The sequence below is a fragment of the Hyphomonas oceanitis genome, from assembly GCF_036964545.1.
Classification (GTDB): domain Bacteria; phylum Pseudomonadota; class Alphaproteobacteria; order Caulobacterales; family Hyphomonadaceae; genus Hyphomonas; species Hyphomonas oceanitis.
This window is the reverse complement of the sequence record NZ_JBALTL010000005.1, coordinates 25,007-44,624: the sequence shown is the minus strand read 5'-3', so window position 1 is coordinate 44,624 and position 19,618 is coordinate 25,007. Positions and strand designations below refer to the sequence as shown.

Annotated in this window: 15 protein-coding genes; 10 read left to right on the top strand and 5 right to left on the bottom strand. The window is 62.7% G+C overall.

The genetic code is table 11. The annotated features are described in order from the left end of the window. Positions 1-80: 80 nt before the first annotated feature. The 6 genes from tsaE to trxA are packed head-to-tail and all read left to right on the top strand — an operon-like array spanning position 81 to position 9,275. Positions 81-536 carry a tRNA (adenosine(37)-N6)-threonylcarbamoyltransferase complex ATPase subunit type 1 TsaE gene (tsaE, locus tag V7651_RS13890; RefSeq protein WP_335613697.1) on the top strand — a complete coding sequence of 152 codons (456 nt, stop codon included), beginning with the start codon at positions 81-83 and terminating at the stop codon, positions 534-536. After that, entirely contained in the window at positions 520-1,614 is a 1,095-nt protein-coding gene (locus tag V7651_RS13885; RefSeq protein WP_335613488.1) for an aminoglycoside phosphotransferase family protein, read from the top strand. The genes tsaE and V7651_RS13885 overlap by 17 nt, the downstream gene beginning before the upstream one ends. Then, positions 1,611-2,336: a nucleotidyltransferase family protein gene (locus tag V7651_RS13880; RefSeq protein ID WP_035537194.1), complete on the top strand. Its 726-nt coding sequence runs from the start codon at positions 1,611-1,613 to the stop codon at positions 2,334-2,336. Before V7651_RS13885 ends, V7651_RS13880 begins: the two co-directional genes overlap by 4 nt. Then, complete coding sequence (gene addB, locus V7651_RS13875) at positions 2,326-5,385, top strand: double-strand break repair protein AddB (RefSeq protein WP_335613487.1); 3,060 nt, start codon at positions 2,326-2,328, stop codon at positions 5,383-5,385. The genes V7651_RS13880 and addB overlap by 11 nt, the downstream gene beginning before the upstream one ends. After that, entirely contained in the window at positions 5,378-8,899 is a 3,522-nt protein-coding gene (gene addA / locus V7651_RS13870) for a double-strand break repair helicase AddA (RefSeq protein WP_335613486.1), read from the top strand. The genes addB and addA overlap by 8 nt, the downstream gene beginning before the upstream one ends. Before the next feature lie 55 nt (positions 8,900-8,954). Next, positions 8,955-9,275, top strand: a complete 321-nt coding sequence (gene trxA / locus V7651_RS13865; RefSeq protein ID WP_035537193.1) for a thioredoxin — start codon at positions 8,955-8,957, stop codon at positions 9,273-9,275. A gap of 23 nt (positions 9,276-9,298) precedes the next feature. On the opposite strand, the gene V7651_RS13860 is transcribed toward trxA, so the two are convergent. Further along, complete coding sequence (locus V7651_RS13860) at positions 9,299-9,787, bottom strand: DUF305 domain-containing protein (protein WP_035537192.1); 489 nt, start codon at positions 9,785-9,787, stop codon at positions 9,299-9,301. 62 nt (positions 9,788-9,849) lie between these two features. Beyond that, positions 9,850-10,809: an ABC transporter ATP-binding protein gene (locus V7651_RS13855; protein WP_335591618.1), complete on the bottom strand. Its 960-nt coding sequence runs from the start codon at positions 10,807-10,809 to the stop codon at positions 9,850-9,852. Positions 10,810-10,927: 118 nt separating this feature from the next. On the opposite strand from V7651_RS13855, the gene V7651_RS13850 reads away from it, so the two are divergent. From V7651_RS13850 to V7651_RS13840, 3 genes are read left to right on the top strand one after another with little or no spacing between them, the layout of a single operon-like run. Further along, a complete protein-coding gene (locus V7651_RS13850; protein WP_035537190.1) occupies positions 10,928-11,131 on the top strand; it encodes a zinc-finger domain-containing protein in 204 nt (67 codons plus the stop codon). 12 nt (positions 11,132-11,143) lie between these two features. Beyond that, a complete protein-coding gene (locus V7651_RS13845; RefSeq protein WP_335613485.1) occupies positions 11,144-12,349 on the top strand; it encodes an FAD-dependent monooxygenase in 1,206 nt (401 codons plus the stop codon). A gap of 54 nt (positions 12,350-12,403) precedes the next feature. After that, entirely contained in the window at positions 12,404-13,780 is a 1,377-nt protein-coding gene (locus V7651_RS13840; RefSeq protein WP_335613484.1) for an L-serine ammonia-lyase, read from the top strand. A gap of 3 nt (positions 13,781-13,783) precedes the next feature. Here the strand turns inward: V7651_RS13840 and mprF are convergent, their stop codons facing one another. Genes mprF through V7651_RS13825 form a run of 3 tightly spaced genes read right to left on the bottom strand, consistent with a single transcriptional unit; the run spans position 13,784 to position 17,888 of the window. Beyond that, positions 13,784-16,393, bottom strand: coding sequence for a bifunctional lysylphosphatidylglycerol flippase/synthetase MprF (mprF, locus tag V7651_RS13835; protein ID WP_335613483.1), 2,610 nt, complete (start codon positions 16,391-16,393; stop codon positions 13,784-13,786). Next, on the bottom strand, positions 16,386-16,955 hold the full coding sequence (locus V7651_RS13830; protein ID WP_335591622.1) for a DUF1003 domain-containing protein: 570 nt from the start codon (positions 16,953-16,955) through the stop codon (positions 16,386-16,388). The genes mprF and V7651_RS13830 overlap by 8 nt, the downstream gene beginning before the upstream one ends. A gap of 30 nt (positions 16,956-16,985) precedes the next feature. Then, entirely contained in the window at positions 16,986-17,888 is a 903-nt protein-coding gene (locus V7651_RS13825) for an alpha/beta fold hydrolase (protein WP_335613482.1), read from the bottom strand. A gap of 382 nt (positions 17,889-18,270) precedes the next feature. Here V7651_RS13825 and V7651_RS13820 point away from each other — a divergent pair, with 382 nt between their 5' ends. Then, complete coding sequence (locus V7651_RS13820) at positions 18,271-19,581, top strand: tyrosine-type recombinase/integrase (protein ID WP_081812293.1); 1,311 nt, start codon at positions 18,271-18,273, stop codon at positions 19,579-19,581. The last annotated feature ends 37 nt before the right edge of the window (positions 19,582-19,618 follow it).

The window sequence follows — 19,618 nt, the reverse complement described above, 5'->3', positions numbered from 1 at the left end:
GCGTCGGTGTCAAGAACCCTGTCGGATCCCGCAAGGAATTGCGCGTAGCCGGAGTGACAGGAGTGGCTATATTGCGCGGTATGAAATTGACCTTTGACCTTGTAAATGATGCCGCGACGCGAACCCTTGGCGCGCGCCTCGCCACCCTCCTGCGTGTGGGCGATGTGGTCGCCCTGCATGGCGATCTGGGGGCCGGCAAGACCACGTTGACCCGTGGCCTCGTGCAGGCGCTGTGCGGGGCCGATGAAGAGGTGCCGAGCCCGACTTATACGCTGGTCCAGTCCTATGAGGGTCCGGAATTCCCCATATGGCACTTCGACTTGTACCGCATGAACACGCCGGATGAGGTGATGGAACTGGGGTGGGACGAGACGCAGGAGGGTGTGGCGCTGATCGAGTGGCCGGAGCGGGCCGGACGCCATTTGCCGAGCGTGAGGCTGGACCTGACTTTGGAAATGGTTGGGGAGCAGCGCCGCGCGAGGCTGGAACCTGTGGGCGAAGACTGGCAGAAGCGGCTGGATGGATTTCGATTCTAGCCACCGGACAGCGCAGATCGACACCTTCCTGGCCAAGGCCGGGTGGGGCGACGCAACGCGCATTCCGCTTGGACAGGATGCCTCTACACGCCGCTACATAAGGCTGGTGCGGCCAGATGCCGCGCGGGCTCTGCTGATGGATGCACCCCGGATCGAGGCGGACCCGTGCCCGCCCGACGCTGATGAAGCCTTGCGGAATCAGATGGGGTGGAACGCGCAGACGCGTCTTGCCGCCTCGCGCGTGGATGCCTTCGTGCTGCTGGCGGGCTTTCTGGCCGAGCATGGGCTGCGGCCGCCGCAGATAATGGCGCATGATACGGCGGCCGGGCTCGCGCTGATCGAGGATTTTGGCGATGGCCGGGAAATTGCGCGCCAGATCGAGCGCGGACTGGTTGATGAAACCGAGGCCTATGTGGCGGCGGCCGACGTGCTGACAAGGATCGACGCGTTGCCGGTGCCATTGCATTTGGAGAGCGGTGGCGAGGTCTGGCCCATCCTTGAGTTTGACCGGCTCGCACTGGCAACGAATGCGGACCTGTATGCTGACTGGCTGCCGGTACAGGCGGGTGGCGCCGCGCTTGAGGGCAAGCTGCGGGCGCGCTGGGAAGCCGAGCGCGATGCGCTGATCCAGCAGGCCATGGCCTTCCCGCGCGGACTGACCCTGCGCGATTTCCATGCCGAGAACCTGCTCTGGCTGGAAGGCGGCCAGATTGGCCTGCTCGACTTCCAGGACGCGGTGAAAGGCTGGGATGCCTGGGATATTTCCATGCTGACGCAGGACGCGCGCCGTGCCGTTTCGCCGGAAGCGGCGGAGGCTGCAATCAGCCATTACGTGAACACGACTGGCAAAGACCGCGCCGCGTTCGACGAGCGGCTGGCTGTGATCGGCGCGCTCAACGCGTTGCGCATTGCGGGCATTTTCGCGCGACTGATGATCCGGGACGGCAAGCCACGTTATGGGCTGTTCCAGCCGCGCCAGTTGTCGATCCTTGCGCGCAACCTGTCCCATCCTGCACTGGAGGGTATGGCGGCGTTCGTGCGCGAGACGACGCCGTTCGTATTTGAGGCAAAGCCATGAGCGTTCCGGTTCCCCATACGGCCATGGTGCTGGCGGCCGGCCTCGGTACGCGGATGCGGCCGCTGACGGATGGCACGCCGAAACCGCTGATCGAGGTGTGCGGCAAGCGTTTGATCGACCGGATGCTGGACCCGCTGGCCGCAGCTGGCGTGAAGCGCGTGGTGGTCAATGTGCACTACCTGGCGGACCAGCTGGAAGCGCATCTTGCCGGGCGGACCGATCTGGAAGTTGTGATCTCGGATGAGCGCGGCGAAGTACTCGAGACGGGCGGTGCGCTGGCCAAGGCGCGGCCGCTACTGGGCGATGATCCGATCTTTGTAATCAACACGGATGCCTTTTGGGCGCCGGAATCCGATGTGCCCCTGCGGGCGATGGCCGAGGCTTTTGAGCCCGACAAGGCCGACGCGCTGCTGATGGTGGCCGACACGGGGCAAAGTCTTGGCTTCGACGGAGCGGGGGATTTCTTCCTCGGCGAGGACCGCCGCATGGTGCGCCGGGGCGATGCGGTGTCTGCGCCGTGGGCCTATGCGGGCGCGCGGATCATTCGGCCGCAGCTCTACGATAACACCCCCGTTGAGCGCTTCTCGGCCTTGCGTGTGTGGGACAGGCTGATCGCCGAAGGGCGCCTGATGGGCTGGCCGCTCGACCGGTTCTGGCTGCATGTGGGCGATCCCGGCGCGCTGAAGGATGCCGAAATGTGGCTGCGTTGCCATGGCGAATGAGGCGCAGATCTTCGGGGCCGGGCGCCCGAAAGTCTGGTCCATTCCGCCGGGGGCCGATTTCCTGCGGGCGCTGGCGACAGCTTTAGCCAGAGAAACGCACCTGAGTGAGCAACCCGACGCGCTCAGCGATGCGATCATCTACGTGCCGAACAGCCGATCATCGCGGGCGCTGATCCTTGCGCTGTACGATGCGGCGGGAGAAAAATCGATCCTGCCGCCGGATGTGCGCACGCTGGGCGACCTTGAAAGCGAAGAGGCGCCGCCGAATGCGGAGACGGCGCTGGTCGGCCTGCCGCCCGCACTGTCGCCCGCCCGGCGGCTTGGCGCGTTGGCGGCGCTGGTGCGCAAGTTTTACGAGGCGGAATATCGCGTCGACCTGCCACCTGCCTCGGCACTGGCTGCGGCGCGGGAACTCTCCCGGCTGCTCGATCAGGCGGCGCTCAGTGCGGGCGCGGACTGGTCGAAGCTTGATACGCTGGTCGGCGAGTCAGACCTCGCAGCGCACTGGCATCGGTCGGTTGCGTTCCTGAAGATCATTACGGCAGCCTGGCCGGAATGGCTGAATGACAATAATGCGATGGACCCGTTTGCGCGGCGCCTCGCGGCTGCGGAGGCGCTGGCCGCAGACTGGCTGGCGAACCCGCCATCTGCGCCGGTCATCATTGCAGGCTCTACCGGCGCCACGCCCGCTGGACGTGTGCTGATGAAAGCCGCGTTGATGCTGCCCAAGGGACTGATCGTCCTGCCGGGGCTCGACATGGATGCGGACGAAGAGGCGTGGAATGCGATCCGGCAATCAGTAAGCCATCCGCAGAATTCCCTGATTGATGCGCTGGATCATCTCGCCGTGGCACCTGCCGATGTCGCCGGTTGGCCGGGTATTAAAGAGCAGGACACGAGTACGGCCCGCCGACGGCTGATCCACGAAGCCCTTGCGCCGGCTGATGCGACGGCTGACTGGCGAGCGACGCTGAAGGTCCTCGCGAAGGCGACAGGCTCGACGGTTGAAGGCTTTGCAGTCGATGCGCTGTCGGGCCTGACGGTGATCGAGGCACCGGATGAGGCGGCCGAGGCGGAAGCCGCTGCGCTGCTCATGCGGGAGACGCTGGAAACGCCCGGTGAGACAGCAGCATTGGTGACGCCGGACGCCGGGTTGGCGCGGCGTGTGTCGGCGCTGCTCAAACGCTGGGGCGTGGACGTGCCGCCGTCTGCGGGTGTGCCGCTGGGGCGAACGCCTGCGGGCAGCCTGATCGGGCTTTGCGCCAGCTGGGCGATTGATCCGTCCGAGCCGGTGGCGCTGACCGCGGCGCTGAAACATGGCTTCGTGAAGGATCGCGAGGGGCTGGCCGTGCTGGAACGGTATTTCCTGCGCGGCCCGCGTCGCTGGCGAGATCTGGCAGGTCTGCGCGACAGCATCGATACGCGCGGCGAGATCGAGCCTTATGCGAGCTTCAAGCGGGAGCATCAGGACGCGGCCATCGCGCTGGTTGATCGACTGATCGCCGTATTTGAGGAAACGGATGCAGACCTGTCTGTCGAAACGCTGGTGGATGGAACGCAGGGCGCTGAGCGGATCGCGGCGCTCGCGGGCCGCATCAGCGAAGCGCCGTTGCCTTGGGCGGGTGAGGATGGTCGCGGGGCGACCAAGCTGCTTGAAAGCATCAGCGAGCTCTCCGGGCAGCTTGGCCCGATGGCGCCCTATGCGCTGGTTGACCTGATCCATGCCCAGAGCGCACAGATGACCATCAGTGCGGGGATCGTCGAACATTCGCGGCTGTCGATTTGGGGTCCGCTGGAAGCGCGTTTGCAGTCTGCCAGCCGCGTCATCCTTGCGGGCCTGAACGAGGATGTCTGGCCGCACCGCCCGGCGCCAGATGCATTCCTGCCACGTCGGTTCCGGCAGCAACTCGGGCTGAACGATCCGGAAGATAGGCTGGGCCTCTCGGCGCATGACTTTGCCCAGCTCGCCTGCGCGCCGACCGTGGTGATGCTGCATGCGGCACGGCGCGATGATGCGCCCGCCGTGGCCTCGCGCTGGGTCTGGCGCCTGAAGACGCTGGCCGAGGGCGCGCTGGACGACAAGGCCGCTGCCGCGCTCGCGCCTGTCGGCGGCCATCCGCTGGAGTGGGTCGCGGCGATGCAGGATCGAGGAACCGGCACCTTGCCGAAAGACTTCCCCGTGGAGCCGAAACCGACAAGGCACCCGGAAGGCTGGCCCAAGCGGCTGTCTGTGACGCGTATCGACCTGCTGCAACGCGATCCCTATGCGATGTGGGCGGAGAATGTGCTCGGGCTCGACGCGATTGATGCGATGAATGCGCCGCTGGGGCCAGCCCCGCGCGGCACAGCGATCCACCATGCGCTGGAATTGCTGGAAGAAGACGGCGCGCCGAAGACGGCGCGGCATTTGATGGCGCTGCTGGAACAGGAACTCGCCCGGGTTGGCGAGCCAAGGGAAGATTGGGTGGCGCGCCGGGCTGTCTGGCAGAAGACCGTGGACTGGTATCTGAGCTGGCGTGCGACGCGCGATACAGGCGGGACGAAGCCGAAGCTTGAGGTCAAAGGTGAACTGAATTTCGACATCGCGGGCTATCCCTTCACGCTTTCGGCAACGGCGGACAGGATAGAGCGTACGGCCACAGGCGATCTCGTGATTGTCGACTTCAAGACGGGTAGTCCGCCATCTGACAAGGAAATCGCAACGGAGCTGAGCCAGCAGATGCCTTTACAGGCCCTGCTGGCCCGCGCCGGAGCGTATGCGGGTATTGATAAGGCGCCCGTTGCAGCGCTGGAATATGTGGCGTTCAAGGCGAAACCGGATGCGCGGGTTGTTGGTACGTCGCGGGCGCTGACGGCCACGCCGGGAGAGCTGGCCGACAAGGCGGAAGAGGGCATGAAGCGACTGATTGCCAATTACCGCCAACCCGAAACGAGCTTCCTGTCGGCCCCGCGTGTGAAATTCGTGAAGTATGACAATGGCTTCAACCGACTGGCGCGCCGGGCCGAGTGGGCGGGCGATACGGAAGACGGGGAGGGCGACAATGGCTGATCCGTTTGCCCCCGTCCGCGAGAGCAATGAGGCGCCTGCCTTTCTGGAGGCGATCGGCGTGCAGGCTGCCGTGGCCAATCCGGCCATTCCTGCGTTCGTTTCTGCCAATGCCGGCAGTGGCAAGACCAAGGTTCTGATCGACCGCGTCGCGCGCCTTTTGCTGCGCCGTGAAGACGGGCGCCCGGGCGCGGCGCCGGATTCCATCCTGTGCATCACCTACACCAAGGCGGCGGCGAGCGAGATGCTGTCGCGGCTGTTCAAGACGCTGGGCCGCTGGTCGGTGATGGCGGATGACAAACTTCGCGCGGAACTCGCCAAGCTCGAAGGCCGCCCTGAGGAAGCTTACAAGCCGGATGACCTTAAAGCCGCCCGTGCCCTGTTTGCGCGCGCGCTTGAGTCGCCCGGTGGCTTGCGCATCGAGACGATCCACGCCTTCTGTTCGCGTATCCTACGGCGGTTCCCGCTGGAGGCTGGCGTGCTGCCGGGCTTTGCGGAGATCGAGGAAGATGAGGCGGCGGCGCTGTGGAATGCCGCGCGGGCGCAGGCTGTGCTGCAGGCGCAGGAGGAGGCGCCCGACCTCTTGGATCTTCTGGCGCTGGAAGGCGGACATGAAGGCGCGATGGCGGCGCTGGATACGCTGCGCTGGTCGGGGGGTGTCGTGCTCGATTTTGCCGAGACACATGACTTTGATTTCGACGCGATGGATTTTGTCCTGCGCGAGAGCCTCAACGCGCCGGAGGCGAGCGCCGACGAGATGCTTGAACTGGCAATGGGCGAGGGGCTGCCGGCTCAAGAATTGAAGTCCGCATTTGCGACACTTACGACTGATGCAAAGCGGGAGGACGCCCGAACGGCAAATGCAATTGAAGCAATGTTCAGCGCTCGTGACTTCGGAGAGAAATGGTTAGCGTATAGGCGAGCATTCTTTGGCGATAAAGCGCCGTACAAAAATCTCTATAATGCGGGTTCCGCAAAGGACCTGAATGTAGTGGCGCTGTTCTCAACTGGGGATACAGAAGGCAAGGAAGTACGTCGGGTTCTCGAACTGGATGTCAATCTGGCACGCGCGCGGGCGTTCGAGCGGACGTCTGCCTTGTTCCGTGTGGGCGTGCCTGCGCTGCTGGCCTACCAGCGGGAAAAGGCGGCGCGGGCGGCACTCGACTTTGACGACCTGATCCACAAGACGCGCCTTTTGCTGACGCAGACGGGCATGTCGGACTGGGTGCTCTACAAGCTGGATGGCGGCCTCAGCCATGTGTTGCTGGATGAAGCGCAGGATACGAGCCCGCCGCAATGGGAGCTGATTAGCGCGCTGACGGCGGAATTCTTCTCCGGGATGGGCGCAGAGCGCCTGCAGGACCCGCGAACCCTGTTTGTGGTCGGTGACGAGAAACAGTCGATCTATTCCTTTCAGGGGGCCGACCCGTCGAAGTTTCGCCAGAAGGCGCAGGAATTCACGCTTCTGTCGACGGACATGCTGCTTGGCTCGATGGACATGTCGTTCCGCTCGTCGCCGCAGGTTCTGGAATTTGTCGACCAGGTCTGGAACACGGCGCCGCCGATTGAGGGCGCGCATGCGCCTGACGCGCCGATGGTGGCGGACCTTGTGAAACATACGGCACGCCGGGCAAGCCAGCCAGGCTGTGTTGAACTCTGGCCGTTGGAGCCGCCAGCCGAGGATGTGCCGGAAGATGCCTGGGACCGGCCGGTCAACGCGATGCGCGAGGCCTCGCCCAAGGCGCAGTTGGCGAAACACCTGGCCGCTGAGATCAAGGGCATGATTGATCGGCGCGAGACAGTCTGGGTGGAAGAGGGGCGTGACTGGGTGCGCCGCCCCGTGGAGCCGCAGGACATTCTTGTGCTGGTGAGGGGCCGCACGGGCGGATTGTTCGATGCGATGATTTCCGCCCTCAAGGCGGCCGGCCTGCCCGTGGCGGGCGCGGACAGGCTGAAGCTGCTGGATCATATCGGTGTGCAGGATTGCCTGAACCTGTTGCGGTTCGTGACGCTGCCGGAGGCGGACCTGACGCTGGCGGAAATCCTGCGCGGGCCGTTCCTTGGGCTGGTCGATGATGACCGATATCTTTATCCGCTGGCTGTCGGCAGGGAGCGCAAGATCTCGCTCTGGACGCGGGTTCAGGAAAGCAAGGACCCGGATGTCATTGCGGCGGCGGCATTCCTGCAGAGTCTGTTGCAGCGGGCGCATCTGGCGCCTTATGAGTTCCTGTCATCCGTGATGGATCAGCCGGGCGCCGATGGGCAAACGGGTTGGGAAAAGATCAATGCGCGGCTGGGGACGCCGGCGCGCGACCCGGTTGAGGCGCTGATGGCGCGGGCACTGGCGCATGACTCGGCTGAGCCGGCTTCGCTGCAGGGATTCCTTGCGGCGATGGAGGCGCATGACACTGAAATCAAACGGGATTTGGCGGCGCCGGAGCGGGAAGTGCGGGTGATGACGGTGCACGGGGCCAAGGGCCTGCAGGCGCCGGTCGTGGTGTTGCCGGACACGACATCGGGGCCGCGGGGCGGCTCTGGGCGCCTGTTCGAGATTGATGGTGTGCCGGTCTGGTCGCCGCGCAAGGACACCGATACGCCAGACGTGGCTGCTGTAAGGACCATTGCAGATGCCAAGGCGGAGGAGGAGCATCGTCGCTTGCTTTACGTGGCACTGACACGGGCGCAGGACAGGCTGATCATTGCCGGTCACTGGCATGGCGGCGGCAAGGAAGGCTTCAACAAGAAGAGCTGGTATGCGCTCTGCCTCGACGCGATGGATGGCTTGGCACCAGAGGGTACCGAAGGGGTACGGATATATGGTTCCCGGGGGCCTTCGAAGGTGGTCCCGGACCAGTCCCGGACCATTCCCGGACCATTCCCGGACTGGGCCTTGCACAAACCGCCTGCTGACGGGCCTGCCCGGAAGCTGAGCGCGCCGACAAGCCTGCTGGCGCGCAACACGCCGGTGCTCGCCCCGTTCGGACCCCGCCGCGAGGAACAGATGCGGCGTGGCCGGCTGATCCACTCGCTGCTCCAATACTTGCCAGCGATTCCGGAGGCGAAGCGCGAGACGGCGGGGCAGGAGTTCCTGCGGCGGAACCCGGACCTTGATGATGCGCAGCGCGCAGAGATGCTGAGCGCGGCCATGGGCGTGATGAATGACCCGGCGATGGCGGAGATCTTCCAGCCGGGTGGGCGCGCGGAGGCGGCGGTGATCGGCACCGCGCCGGAGCTACCGGATGGCACGGTGATCAATGGCCGGGTCGACCGGCTGGTGGTGACGCCGGAGCGGGTGCTGATCATCGACTTCAAGACGGACCAGCCGGCGCCGGCAACGGCGGCGGGTGTGGCAGACACGTATCGGGCGCAGATGGGGGCGTATTGGGCGGTGCTGAGGAAGGCCTATCCGGGGCGGGAAGTGGTTGCGGCACTGTGCTGGACGGACGGGCCCAAACTGATGGTTCTGCCTGAGGCAGACCTGTTAGAGTCACTAAAGCGTGCGCAGAGCGAGGTTTGACTTCGCTGATGAGTCCCTATGTATCAAGCAAGAAACAAGCATAAAGGAGCCAATCATGGCTGCAGTGAATGTAACGGACGACGAATTCGACTCCGTGATCGCCAATTCCGAGCTTCCGGTCGTCGTAGACTTCTGGGCTGAATGGTGTGGCCCTTGTAAGCAGATGTCACCTCATCTCGAGGCTGTCTCGGAAGAGATGGCTGACAAGGTGAAAGTCGCCAAGATCAATGTCGACGAAAACCCGATGGTCGCGTCGAAATATGGCGTGCGCGGCATGCCGACCCTGATGGTGTTCAAGGATGGCAAGGTTGCCGCGACCCATCTTGGCGCGATGAGCAAGCAAGCCATCGCTGACTGGATCAAGCAGAGCGTCTAGTTGACGCTGGCGCGCCCGGGCTTTTAGTCCGGGCTGCCCTGTGCCTGAACGCCATTCTTGTCGATATCGGCGATCAGGGCTTCCATTTCCCCAATCTCTTTCCGTTGTGTCTCGATGATGCCGTCCGCGAGTTCCCGAACGCGGGGATCACGTATGTGAGCGCGCTCGCTGGTCAGGATTGCGATGGAGTGGTGCGGGATCATGGCCTTCATCCAGGCGACGTCATCCACGGTTTCCTGACTGCGCACGAGCCACAGCGACAGCGCAAAGACCGCCACACTGCCGGCGAAAATGGCGATGTTGACCTTGGTGTTCTTGTACATGTTCAGCATGAAGCCGAGCATGACCACTGCCATTGATGCACCCATGACAAAGGCCATGTAGAGCCGGGTTTCGCTGAACCAGACATGATCCAGCGCATATGTGTTGAGGTACATGAGCCCGAACATGACGACCGTCGAGGTCGCGATCATGGCCGCGAATTTCCAGTAATGTGAGCCTTGGCTTTCCATCCTCTCCTCCTTGGGTTGCTATTGAGGCAACGGAAGAGGGGGGTGACAGTTCCGTAACCTGCCTAGGCGGCTTCGGGCTCGCTGGTCAGTGACAGGAATACGTCTTCCAGATCGGGGGCTTCGGTAACGAGGTCCCCGATACTGATTCCAGAGGTGCGCACCTGCTCCAGGATGCGGCCGATGCCTGTCTCGCTGGTGCGGAACGTGATGGCGAGGGTGCCGGTATCACGAATCCTGGCATCGAAGGCCGCGAGGCCTGCGGGAACAGCGGTCAGCGGTTCGCGCGGTGTGATGACGAGTGTCTTGTAGTCGAGGCGCGCGAGCAGTTTCGGGGTGGGCTCGCTGGCGACGATCTCGCCATGGTTCACGATGGCGATCGTATCACAAAGCTCCTCGGCCTCTTCCAGATAGTGTGTGGTGAGGATGATGGTCGTGCCGCGGTCGTGCAGTTCGCGCACATAGGTCCAGAGGGACCGGCGCAGTTCAACGTCAACGCCAGCGGTGGGCTCATCGAGAATCAGGACGGGCGGATTGTGGACGAGTGCCTTGGCGACCATGAGTCGGCGCTTCATGCCGCCTGACAGCTGGCGCACATAGGCATCTTTCTTGTCATCAAGGCCCAGCGCGGTGAGAATTTCGAGGCTGCGGCGCTCGTTTTTTGGCACACCGTAGAAACCGGCCATGAGTTCCAGCATCTCCATGGGCGTGAAGAAGGGGTCGGCCACGATCTCCTGATTGACGACGCCGATCGCTGCGCGGCTCTGGCGCGGGTGCTGGTCGATATCGAGGCCCCAGATGCGGGCCGTACCGGATGTCTTGTTCACGAGACCGGCGAGAATGTTGATGAATGTGGACTTTCCTGCGCCGTTCGGACCGAGCAGGCCGAAGACCGAGCCGCGCGGAATTTGCAAGCTGATATCCTTCAGGGCGTGCTTTTCGGGCATTTTGCCGGAGGCGCGGTAGATTTTCTGGAGGTGTTCGATCTCGATGGCGTAGTCGGGGGCGGTCTTTGCGTCAGTCATACGGGCCTCAATGCTCTTCACAGGGCGATCTTGCGCAGCGCGGCCCTGCGGACTAGTTAGGTCTGTGTAGCGGCGCGAACAAGGACTGCGCCGGAAACTCCATGGAAAGCCGCCCATTATGAGCAAACCCCGTGATGTCTTCAGCCCGCCTGAAATCGTGCTGTCCAACAGCCACAAGGTATCCTGCAATGGCGCTGGCGGCGCGCTCGGCCACCCCAAGGTGTGGTACGAGATGGGCGACGAAGACTATGTCGAGTGCAAATACTGCGACCGGCGATTCGTTCTGATTGGCGGCAAGGAAGACCGTTCGCAAAACCGATAGGCGGCGAAAGCCATGAAAATCCTGATTGCAGGGGGCGGTATCGGCGGGCTGACAGCTGCGCTGGCCTTGACGCAATTCGGGCATGACGTGGTCGTGCTGGAGCAGGCCGAGGCGCTTGGCGAAGTCGGCGCGGGCCTGCAGATAAGCCCCAATGGCATGAAAGTGTTCGAAGCGCTCGGCATGTCCGACCGGATTGCGGCCAACGCCTTCCAGCCAGAGGGCATCGAGTTGCGCATGGGGCGAAGCGGACGTGTCGTGTTCGATATTCCGTTGGGCCTGAGCGCGGCTGACCGCTGGGGCGCGCCGTACCTCCACCTGCATCGGGCCGATCTGGTTGATGCGCTGGCGGCTGAGCTGGCGGAGCGCGCGCCGGGGGCCGTGCGGTTTAATGCGAAGATCGCGTCCTACACGCAGGATGGCCAAAGCGTGACCGTCACGCTTGAGGACGGCACCCATATCGATGGCAGCGTGCTGGTGGGCGCCGATGGCATCCATTCGGTTGTACGCGGGACAATGCTGGGGCCGGACAAGCCGCGCTTTACCGGCAATGTCGCCTGGCGTGCGGTGGTGCCGATTGAACGGCTGGGCGATGACCTGCCGCCGCCGACGGCCTGCGCCTGGGTCGGCAAGGGGCGTCACGCCGTGACCTATCGGCTGCGCGGCGGCGCGCTGGCGAACTTTGTCGGCGTTGTGGAGCATGATGGCTGGCAGGTGGAATCATGGTCAGGCGAAGGGCAACGCGAGGATGCGTTGGCGGATTTTGCCGGCTGGCATCCTGTCATCTCCAATATGATCCGGCAGGCGGACGTGCTGAACCGCTGGGCACTGTTTGATCGCCCGGCCCTGCCGCGCTGGCATGAGGGCCGCGTCGTGCTGTTGGGCGATGCCTGCCACCCGATGCTGCCTTTCCTGGCGCAGGGGGCTGTGATGGCGATTGAGGACGCATGGGTGCTGGCGGCGCGCCTTTCGGAAGGCGGCGACGTGACCCATGCGCTGGCGGCCTATGAACGCGACCGGCGGGGGCGGACATCCGCCGTGCAAGCCGGTGCGCGCAACAACGCGAAACTGTTCCACCGGCACAACCCCGTCACGCAGCTGGCGACCTATGGACCGATGTGGCTGGCGGGCCGTGCGGCACCAAAATTTGTGCACGCGCGCAATGACTGGATCTATGGACATGATGTGACCGCCGGATTGCAGAACAAGCCCTTGCCTTGAGACGCAGGGGCGGGCAGGCATGGCGGCCCAGTGGCATCATGAGCGGACACAGCCATGCTTTCAGTTCTTGATCTCTTTCGCGTCGGTATCGGCCCGTCCAGCTCCCACACTGTGGGGCCGATCCGGATTGCAAACCGGTTTGCCGCCTCGCTGGCGGATGGGGATGTTCTGGGCAGTGTGGAGCGGATCGAGGTGGAGCTGCAGGGATCGCTGGCGCTGACCGGCGCGGGGCACGCGACGCCGAAGGCTGTGGTGTTGGGCCTGCTTCGCATGGAGCCGGAGACGCTGGACCCGAACAAGGCCGATGCGATGGTGGCGGATGTCTATACGGCCAAGGACCTCAGGCTGGCTGACGGGCGGGTGATTCCGTTCGATCCGGAGACGGACATTGTGTTTGCCTATCATGTGCTGCCGGACCTGCACCCGAACGGGATGAAGCTGAGCGCTTTTGCGGCCAATGGCGATGTGCTGGTGGAGGAGACGTATTACTCCGTTGGCGGCGGATTCATTGCGACAGCCAAGCAGCTGAGCACGCCGCCGGAGGACGACATTGTAAAGACCGGCAGTGATGTGCCCTATCCTTTCGGATCGGCGGCAGAGCTGCTGGGGATATGTGCCGACAAGGGCATGGCGATCCATGAAGTAATCCTGACAAACGAGGACGCAATGCGGCCGCGCGCGGAGACGGAAGCGTCGCTGGACCGTATCGCAGATGTGATGTTGGCCTGTATCGACCGCGGGCTTGTGCATGAGGGCATTCTGCCGGGCGGGCTGAAAGTGCGGCGACGCGCGCCGGAGATATGGGCGAAGCTGCAGGCCTCACCGCAATCGAATGAGCGCGAGCAGATATTCGACTGGCTGAACGCCTATGCAATGGCGGTGAATGAGGAGAATGCGGGCGGCGGGCAGGTGGTGACGGCGCCGACCAATGGCGCGGCGGGGATTATTCCGTCCGTGATCAGGCATTATTGCGCGGACGCCGAAGACCGCACGGTGCGGCTGCGCAAGTTCCTGCTGACGGCGGGCGGTGTGGGCCTGCTCTACAAGCAGCGCGCGTCGATCTCGGGGGCGGAGATGGGCTGCCAGGGCGAAGTGGGCGTGGCCTGTTCGATGGCGGCTGCCGGGTTGGCATCTGTGTGGGGCGGCACGCCGCAGCAGTGCGCCAATGCGGCCGAGATCGGCATGGAGCATAATCTGGGGCTGACGTGTGACCCCGTTGGCGGCCTCGTGCAGATTCCGTGCATCGAGCGCAATGCGATAGGTGCGGTGAAGGCGGTGAACGCGGCGCGCCTCGCGCTGCACTCGCTGGAGCAGACCAAGGTGTCGCTCGACCAGGTGATCGAAACGATGCGTCAGACGGGCATCGACATGTCGTCGAAGTACAAGGAGACCAGCCAGGGCGGGCTGGCCGTGAACGTCATCGAGTGCTGAGGCTCAGCCCTTGGTGAACATGCCTTTGAGGCCGCCGCTGGTGAGCATGGCGACGTCGCCAAGCGCGATGGGCAGGGAGAGACCGGCAGGCGCGGCGAGATAGAGCGGCTCCCACTCGGGCAGGAACTTCTTCTTGTAGTTTCGCAGGCCCTCGAAGCCGTAGATCTTGTTGGCATGCTCGTAGACGAATGCACCTAGCTTGGACGTGAGCGTAGCGAGGCGGTGGCCTTCGAGGCCTGAGAGCGGCGCCATGCCGAGGTCGAACGTCTCGGCGCCCTCCGCCCTTCCCCAGAGCATCAGCTCGATGAACAGGAAGTCCATCACGCCTTTCGGTGCGGCATGGCCATAGCGCATCAGGTCGATGGCGATTTCCTTGCCGTCGGAAGTGGACATCAGGTTGGCGAAGGCGACGATCCGGCCGTCGCACCAGGCGACGCCCATGGGAAAGTTACGCAGGTAATCGCGGTCGAAGCGGCCGAGGGAAAAACTTTTCTCCGCGCCGCCATGGATGGCCAGCCATTCGTCAGAAATGGTTGCGAGGTCTGGCAGGATATCGTCGCAGGCGCTGGCGGGGATGATCTCGAAACTGAGGCCATCGCGCAGGGCGCGCTTGTGGCTGGCGCGCAGGCCTGAGCGGGACGAGCCTTCGAGGGAGAAGTCCTGCAGCGGCACGAGCGCTGTCTCGCCGATCTTCTGGGCACTGAGGCCAAGGTCGAGCGCGAGGGGCAGGAATTCCTTCCGCACTGAATAGAAGACCGGCACGGCGCCATAGAGATCGGCCTGCTCGCGGAAGAGCCAGAGGAGCGGACCGATTTCTTCCTGTTTGCCGACGGGTGCGCTCATGGCGATCCAGTGACGGCCGCGTACGCCGTACATGATGTAGCTCTCGCCGCTGGGGCTGAACAGGAACTGCTTGTCGTCGAGCAGGGCGAGCGCGCCATCCGCATAGCCTGTTTCCGCGCTGGCGAGGATTTCCGCGATCCGGCCGGGCGCAGGCGATTCGAGCGCGGTATCACGCTTGCGGATGGCGGGCTGCAGCCAACGCCAGAGCGATGCGAGCAGGAGCACGATGGGGATGCCGGCAGCGGCGCGCAGGAAGCGGGATGTCTGGCCCTTGATGGAGAAGGTCCACCAGAGTTCGTCGCGATAGGCGACATGTTCATAGGAGAAGAAGCCGAGCCAGATGGCCGCGCTGACGGCGCCAAGGATGGCGAGGATCCAGGGCAGTGTGAGGCGCGCCTGACTCAGCGGTGTCTTGCGATAGAAGGCCTTGCGTGAGGTGGCGAGCAGGCCGAGCGCTGCGAGCAGAATGATGGCCTCATGCGGTTGCGCGCCCTTCAGCAGGGTCAGCCCCGCGCCGAGGACAAGAAGGATCATGCCGATGGTCCAGGCATGGTCGAGCTTTTGGCGCAGGCCCAGCGCGACGATGAGGAGAAGCACGCCGACAATGGAGGCGAGGAAGTGCGACAGCTCGATCACCGGCAGGGGCAGGATACGCGAGGCCGCCTCCAATGGGCCTGCCAGCGTGGGTGTCGTCGCCGAGATCAGCATGAAGGCGCCAGAAAGGAAGGCGATCAGCGAGAACAGTGTTGGCGCGAAGAGTTCGGTCACGTCCTGCGCTGCGGCGGCGGCGCCTTTGATCTGCGCCCCGGCGTGACGGTACTGATGCACGGCCAGCAGGATGGCCGCCACGGCGAGCGGCATCAGGTAGTAGATGACGCGATAGGCAATCAGACTGGCGGCAAGGGCCTCGCTACTCCCGGCCGGAACCATCAGCAGGATGACGGCTTCGAACACCCCAACACCGCCCGGCAATCCGCTCATGCCACCGATGAACGTCGCGGCGACGAATATGGGAAGGAAGGCCAGAAAGGAGAGGCCGGTGTCTGGCGGGAGGACGGCGAAGAGAACGAGGCTCGCGCCCGCCCAGTCGGCCATGCTGACCAGTAGCTGGCCGGTCGCCACGGGCAGGCCGGGCGGTGTGATCTCGTAGGAGCGTATGCGCCAAGTGCGGTTGGTGAACCGGGAGAGGACGAGGAAGGCCAGCACAAGGGCGAGGGAGACGATGCCTGCCAGGTGCGCGAGGATTGCCGGGATATGGAAAACGGACTCGAAACGGTCTGCTTCGACCAGCAGGCCGAGGCCTGCAAAGGTCAGCGCGCCGACATAGAGCGTCCCGCCTGTAACCACGGCAAGCAGGCCGACATCCTTCGCTGTCAGGCCCCAGCTGGAGTAGAGTCGGTAGCGAACGGCGCCGCCGGTCAGCAGAGGCATGCCCAGCGTGTTGGACAAGGCGTAGGACGTGAATGAGGCGAAAGCTGTCTTCTGATAGGGGAGCGGCCTGCGCGCGTAGCGAAGCGCCAGCGTGTCGTAGCCTGAGACGCCGAGATAGCTGATTACGGTGCCCGCGAACGCAAGCAGGACCTGGCCCGGTGTCAGGCCTCTCAGCTCGGCATAGATCTTGTGGACCGACATATGCCGCAATTCTGTATGCACGGCGGCAATTGCCGCCACAAAGAGGAGCGCAACAAGAAGCAGCCCCAGTCGCCGTTTCCATGGCGAAAGGGCGATGACGGGCTCGTCTTCGAAATCAGCTTTCGTTTGTTCAGCCAACTTCCGGTGCTCCGTCTGTTTTCGTCTGTACCAGTTTTTCAAGGATCGCCAGTTGCGCGGCCTGTTGTTCCAAGAGGGCCGTCAGTTGATTCTGACGCATCTCGTCGAGCTTTTCATGAAGCTGGAGGATTTCCAGCTCGGCCTTGAGGTTCACTTCATAGTCATAGCCAGCCGCCGCACGGTCCTTCGTGGCCTGCCGGTTCTGAGACATCATGATGACCGGCGCCTGTATGGCGGCGACCATTGAGAGAATGAGATTCAGGAAAATGAAGGGGTAGGGATCGATTGCGCCGATCTTGCCCGCCGCCAGCAGCGTGTTGCCGCCGATCCAGAGGACGAGCACCACGAAGAAGATGATGATGAAGGTCCATGAGCCACCGAAGGCAGCGACCTTGTCGGCAAGGCGGTCGCCGAAGGACATCTCTGTGTCGAGCATCTTGCTGACATTGCGGGATATCCGGCGCCGTTCGACAAAGCGCTCCAGTACACGGCGCTCGCGTTCGGTCAGATCCTCCGGCTTTGTGTGCAGAAATTGGCGCGCAAGCGTCGCGATATCCTTCATGCCGGTATTCCTTCCGTGGCGCGACCGATCCTATACGCCTATTTCGGACTGGTCATGCATCGCTTTATCGGGCGGAGATGTGCGGCTCCACGGTACCTGGATACGTGTCATGTAGCGAACTTCGCGGGCGATTCGGGCCGCGTGGTGTGGGTTGAGCAGGGATGTGTGCGTCTCGCCTTCGAGCGCAAAGAGGCGTCCGTAGCCTCCCTGATTCGAAACGGATTTGACGATACCCGCGTTTTCGCCGCCATCGGCCGCACGTGAAAAAACCGAAACCGGCGTGGTGACGGGAATGGATTGGTCGAAGCAGGCCGCCTCAGGCTCGGTTGCCAGTACTTCGCCCAGTGCGGACGTCCAGTGATCCGTCTTGCGAAAAAGGAATCGCTTCTCGAGCTTGCGCTCCTTGGGCAGGTCTATGTCGTCGCCGGTGAAGGGGGCGATCAGGTTGAGTGCGCCGATCTTCGAGGCCAACCGCCCCATTCGCAACAGGACTGAAAATGCCTCCAAGAGACGCATGCCGCCCTTCCGGCGCAGGTTGGCGGGGTTCATCGCGTCAACGAATACCCGGCCTGCGATCTCGTCCGGATGGAGGTTGGCGTAAGCATGAAGCCTCAGGCCCGCCATGGAGTGGCCGACCAGCACATAAGGTGGACGCGCGCCGAGCTCATTCAGCAGGCGCCGCAGGTCTGCGACATGGAATTCGGGGCTGAGGGGCGTGCCTTCGGGAGCCGGATCGCTCCAGTCCATGCCGGCGCGACCGTAAAGCACGACGCGATGATCGGCTTTCAGTGCCTCCTTGATCCACCAGCCATCGGTGTAGGAGCCAAACGCGCCATGATCGAAGACGACCCAGGGGGCATCGACGGGGCCTTCGACACAGACGTGCAGCCGCCGACCAGGCTCGACTTCGACAAGGTCAAAGGGGGCAAGCATAACGCAAGGTCTCCGCGGGAGGCTGGCTTTGGGAGGAGGAGGGCGGGTGAAGTAACGGTTTCCGGGCTTATATGGGCAAGCCCTCAACACCGAAACAGCTCGAGGCACATCCGTAGGTATATTTGAGCGTGTCGTGACAGTGATGACACGGCTGCAGCTTGCGGGAAGCAGCTGGTGGCCGGCATTGGCCTCGAGGTTGGTAAGGGGGGTGGCTCCGCGAGTAGGAGCCACCCCAGTATTTCATGCCGTTCCATGTTGTTCCAAAAAATGTAAAAAAATTCATTTAATACAACTCATTGGAGAACAGGCTTGTTTTGTGGTGTTCCATTTTATATCACTCTATCGAAATTCTTTTGTGGGGCGGTTTGTGGGGCGAAACCATATGCCAAAGTTACTTACTCCTCTTTCAGCCAAAGCTGTCGCGTCTCTGAAACACTCAGGTACGGGCGAAAAATCGAGGCATTCGGTGGGCGGCATTGCCGGATTGTATCTCGTCACTTATGCGAGTGGGGCTCGGTGTTGGTTGCTTCGGGGTACATTGAACAAACGTCGCAAAGAAATCGGTCTGGGCTCGGCATTCGAGTTGTCACTCAGCGAAGCGCGCGAGAAAGCACGTGAGTACCGCAGGCAGTTGGCAGATGGGATTGACCCCACTTTCAAGGAAGAAACAGTTGAGCAAAAGCGAATTATCTTTGCCAAGGCTGTCGAACAGTTTTTCGAAACTGAATTGTCCGAGGTTAAGGAGAAAGAATTTAAAGCGTGGAAAAATACGCTCCATACCTATGCTGTTCCGATCATTGGAAAATTGGACGTTGAGCATATTACTACGCTTCACATCGCAGATGTGCTCAAGCCAATTTGGTCGACGAAGCGCGAACTCGCCAAGAAGATTAGGGTACGCCTCGACAAGATATTTGTCTGGTTGAAGGCAACGGGCTATCGGGAGCAAGACAGTCCCGCGAAATGGGTGGACCTGAAACCGATTTTGGATCCCCTGGGACGGGATAAGAAAGCCGCGCATCGGCCAGCGGTGCCATTCGTTGACGCGCCGAGGTGGTTCGAATTGATCCGCCAGAAGAAGAGCTTGGCTGCGCGAGCACTCGAGTTTCTGTGTCTTACGGCGGTAAGGTCGGGTGATGTGAGATACATGTCCTGGAGTGAGGTCGATTTCGACACGAGAGTCTGGACGATACCGCCGAACAGACAAGGGACAAAACTCAAGACCCGAGACCACAAGGTGCCGCTTACCGAGCCGATGCTGGCGCTACTGCGAAAGGTAAAACAGGAACAGAACGGCGAGTATGTCTTCGCGGGACTCAATGGTTGCCCTATGAGCGAAAATACGATCGCCAAACTTATGCGGGAAGTTCACCTGGAGGAGATCGCAGCCGGTCGAAAGGGCTTCCTGGATCAACAGACAGGGAAGCGCGCGGTGCCGCACGGGCTGCGGTCAACTTTCAGGGATTGGATTGCTGAGTGTACCAACTACCCGGGCGAACTCGCTGAAATCGCAATTGCTCATAAGCAAGGGTCAGAGACAGAACTGGCCTATAAGAGGCTTTCCCAAGTAGAAAAACGCCGCCGCATGATGGCTGACTGGAGTAACTATTTGGGCCATCGCTCAGCCAAGGTTTCCGCACGTTCGAACGCACCTCGCCAGTCAACTTATAGCCTGCACTATGATCCAGTGTAAGTCTGCCCTGTCGCGCCATTAATCCATTCGACCAAAA